The organism is Aequoribacter sp., assembly GCF_965659035.1.
In the GTDB taxonomy this organism is placed as follows: domain Bacteria; phylum Pseudomonadota; class Gammaproteobacteria; order Pseudomonadales; family Halieaceae; genus Aequoribacter.
Genome location: NZ_CBFHWH010000191.1, coordinates 1 through 1,049 on the forward strand (window position 1 = coordinate 1; position 1,049 = coordinate 1,049).

The 1,049-nt window shown below is 52.7% G+C and carries 1 protein-coding gene; it reads right to left on the minus strand.

All coding sequences use genetic code 11. The features are described 5' to 3' along the window. On the minus strand, nt 1-1,049 hold a 1,049-nt coding region (locus tag ACTF5Z_RS12300; protein WP_438985888.1), incomplete at both ends, for a 3'-5' exonuclease.

Genomic DNA, 1,049 nt, shown 5'->3' on the forward strand with positions numbered 1-1,049 from the left:
CCTGAATTACGCTCAGAGCCTGCTCAACACACTCGCTTGCCTTTGCGGCCGGATACCCCAAGCTAATCGCCTCGTGTAACAAACGACCACGCAGGTAGGCATCACAACGGGGCAGTTGACCGGCTCTGATTGCCAACTCGAAAGCTTTATGAACTAAAGACCCGTGCACCGCGCTCGATTCAAGCCAATCCTGTGCAACAACAAGATCGTGCTCAACACCAGTCAAAACACTATCAGGCATCGCCTCGCTTGTCGCTGGAACAAATCGAGCGATTCGCATTGGGGTAAGATTGGACTCTGCTCCAGAGATTTCCTCGGATGTCTGTGGTATCAGGTGCCAAATGCATTCGTGAGTTGACAACTGCGTAACCTGCCCCAGCAGCGAACCTTTGGCAGGTCTGCAACGGTCCGGGTCCTGCTGCTTGTAGCTCGTCGTAATGTAAAGCGTCCGTTTGGCGCGGGTCGCCGCCACATAAAACAGACGCTTGAGTTCGTCGTTCAACGCGATTTTTTCCCGCTCGTGAAGCCAATTTCCAACGCTCAAACCCGTATTTTCGGCGCCTTTACTGCAACCCAGCAAAAACCCGTAGGCATGCGGCACTGGCAGCTCAGCCCATTCAAAAAGCTGCCGTGAAGACGATCGGCTACTGCGTCCCATAGCAGGGAGCACAACGTGATCAAATTCTAAGCCCTTCGATTTGTGCATGGTCATCACCGAGACTCGTGACGAACGTTGGCTAGTAATCGTTTTCGATTCCAGAAGTTCGGTGATTTCCCATGGAGAATCGAGCGTCGATGGGTTTTGTTCTAGCACCTCGAACAGGGTTTCTATCGCAACATGATCGCGATCACTGCTGTATATAGAGAACCCCGTTAAGCCCTCCCACAAAGTCTCTAGCCACAAGCGGACAGCCCTGCGTCCTCGGAACACAAAACCCCAGCGAATCACAGCATTAAAACGCGCCAAACAGCCCTGCAATTCAAGATCCTCAGAGTCTTGCTCTAGGGCGTAAAAACTTGCATGCCAATCACCCGTTTCCAAGCGCGCG